This window comes from Cellulomonas algicola (assembly GCF_003851725.1).
Classification (GTDB): Bacteria; Actinomycetota; Actinomycetes; order Actinomycetales; family Cellulomonadaceae; genus Cellulomonas; species Cellulomonas algicola.
On record NZ_BHYL01000082.1, the window covers coordinates 1 to 2,599 of the forward strand.

Consider the following 2,599-nt stretch of genomic DNA (forward strand, 5'->3'; position numbering starts at 1 on the left):
GCGCCGAGCACGCACCCCGGCGAGGCCGCACCCGAGCGCGACGGCGCCCCCGTCGACGCCGGCACGTCCGGGACGGCGACGCCCACGGCCTCCGCGGCGTCCCGGCCGGCGCCCGTCGTTGTCGGCGCAGCGTCCGGCGGGACGAACGGCTCGGGTCCCGCGGCACGCTCCGGCGAGGCGCTGCTGCCGGGGCGCGAGCTCGCCGGGCTCGACGACCTGGAGCTGTCGGCGCCGCGCCCGATGGCGCAGGAGCGCGGCGCGCACGCCTCCTGGCTGTGAGCCCGTCGTGACGCCCCCCGCCGCGCAGGACGGTGCCGCATGAGCACGCGCACCGCCCCCGCCCCGCACCCGGGCGCCGCCGACGCACGGCCCGGCACGGGGTCGACGCACGCCCGCGCGCACCCGCGTGTCCCGGCACCGCTGCGCGTCCCCCGGCGCTCGACGCGGTACGTCGCCATGGCCGCCGTCGCCATGGTCGCCCTCAACTACCAGCTCGTCGACGCGTTCACGACGGCGATCGTCGTCCCGCTCGCGCTCGTGCCCGTCTGGTGGTCCGCACCGAAGCGGTTCGTCGGCGCGCGCGGGCTGCTGCTGCTCGGCGGGATCGCGCTCGCGTCAGGCGTGTGGCTCACCGCGGTGTCGTCGGCGTCGCACACGATCAGCCCGGTCGTGCTGCGCGCGAACCTCCTGCTGGTCGTCGGCGGCTTCTGCGCGATCGGCCTGCTGCTGTGGGCCCGCACCGTGCTCTCCCTGCGGACCGTCGCGCTGTCCGCCGCCGCGGGCCTGGTCCTGCGCATCGGGCTCGAGCCCATCAACCCGGCCAACCCGTGGAAGTACAACTTCTCCTACGCGGTGACCGTCCTCGCGCTCGGACTCGTCGTGCGGAAGCGGCCTCGGCCCGTCGAGATCGTGCTGCTGCTCGCGCTCGCCGCCGTCTGCATGCTCAACGACTCGCGGTCGGCGTTCGCGACGCTCGTGCTCGCCGCGCTCCTCGTCGCCTACCAGCTGCGTCCGACGACGCTCGGCCGACGGTCGAGCGCGCTCGCGACCATCGCGCTGTTCGCGGGCATCGCGGCGTGCGTCTACTCGGTCGGCACCACGCTGATCCTCGAGGGGTACCTCGGCGCGGCGACGCAGCAGCGGTCGCAGGAGCAGGTGCAGGCGTCGGGCTCGATCCTGCTGGGCGGCCGGCCGGAGTGGGGTGCGAGCCTCGCCCTCGCCGAGTCCCGGCCCATGGGGTACGGCGTCGGCGTCCAGGCGAACCTCGACGACATCCTCGTCGCGAAGTCCGGCATGGCCGCCCTCAACTACGACCCCGACAACGGGTACGTCGAGAACTACATGTTCGGCAGCGAGATCAAGCTGCACGCGGTGATCGCGGACCTCTGGTCGAACTTCGGCATCCCCGGCGTCGCGCTCGGCGCGTGGATCCTCGGGCTGTCGGTATGGTCGATCGCGAGCGCCGCCGCGCGCCGCGTCGCGTCCGGCCTCGCGATCTACCTCACGTGCGTCATGCTCTGGAACTTCGCGTTCGGTCCCATCTACAGCTCGATGCCGATCATCGTGCTCGCGCTCGGCATGCTGCTGCTCCCCCGACCCGGCGTCGACGCCGGCGAGGCGACCCTCGACGACACCCGACCGGCCGCCGTGCCGGACCCCCTGCCGGAAGGGCGCGCATGACCGTCACGGTGCTCGAGTCGTTCCCGCGGCCCCGCCGCACCACCAACCCGTACCTCGCGCAGCTGCTCGTCGAGCTGCCCGAGGACGTGCACGCGCTGACCTTCGACTGGCGCACCGCGCTCCTCGGGCGCTACGACGTCTTCCACGTGCACTGGCCGGAGAAGCTGCTCCGCGGGACGTCGCGGCTCAAGACCGCGGCGCGGTTCGTGACCACGGCGGCCCTGCTCGCACGGCTCGCGCTGACCCGCACGGCCGTCGTGCGGACCCTGCACAACGTCGAGCCGCACGAGTCCGGCAGCGCGCTCGAGCGGTGGCTCCTGCGCGTCGTCGACCGCCGGACGACCGTGTTCGTGCGACTCAACGGGACGACGCCGCTGCCCGACGACGCGCGCCCCGGCACCCCGCTCGTGACCGTGCCGCACCCGCACTACCGCGACTGGTACGCCCCGTACCCGCGCGGGGAGGCACGACCCGGACGCGTGCTGTTCTTCGGGCTCGTCCGCCCCTACAAGGGCGTCGAGGAGCTCGTCGAGGCGTTCGCCGCGACGCCGGGCGACGAGCTCGAGCTGCGCGTCGTCGGCAGCCCCGAGACCGCCGAGCTGCGCGCGACCGTCGAGGCCCTCGCTGCCGCCGACCCGCGCGTCGGTCTGCGCCTCGCGTACGTCGACGACGACGTGCTCGCGGCCGAGGTGTCCGCCGCGTCGCTCGTCGTCCTGCCCTACCGCCGGCTGCACAACTCCGGCGCCGCGCTGCTCGCGCTCTCGCTCGACAGGCCCGTCCTGGTCCCTGAGGGGCCGACGTCGGCCGCGCTCGCCGACGAGGTCGGCGGCGCCTGGGTGACGACGTTCACCGGGTCCGTCACGCCCGCCGACCTGCGCACCGGCCTGGACCGCGCGGCCGCGCTCGACCTGGGCCGCGA

2 protein-coding genes and 1 pseudogene are annotated in these 2,599 nt (G+C 74.9%); all 3 read left to right on the forward strand.

The genetic code is table 11. From position 1 onward, the window contains the following. A pseudogene (locus tag CTKZ_RS21430) lies at positions 1-279 on the forward strand (hypothetical protein); the annotation flags it as partial. 39 nt (positions 280-318) lie between these two features. Beyond that, positions 319-1,680 carry an O-antigen polymerase gene (locus CTKZ_RS06140; RefSeq protein WP_124342122.1) on the forward strand — a complete coding sequence of 454 codons (1,362 nt, stop codon included), beginning with the start codon at positions 319-321 and terminating at the stop codon, positions 1,678-1,680. Then, a partial coding sequence (locus CTKZ_RS06145) for a glycosyltransferase (RefSeq protein WP_124342123.1) occupies positions 1,677-2,599 on the forward strand: 923 nt, incomplete at its 3' end. The genes CTKZ_RS06140 and CTKZ_RS06145, both read left to right, overlap by 4 nt.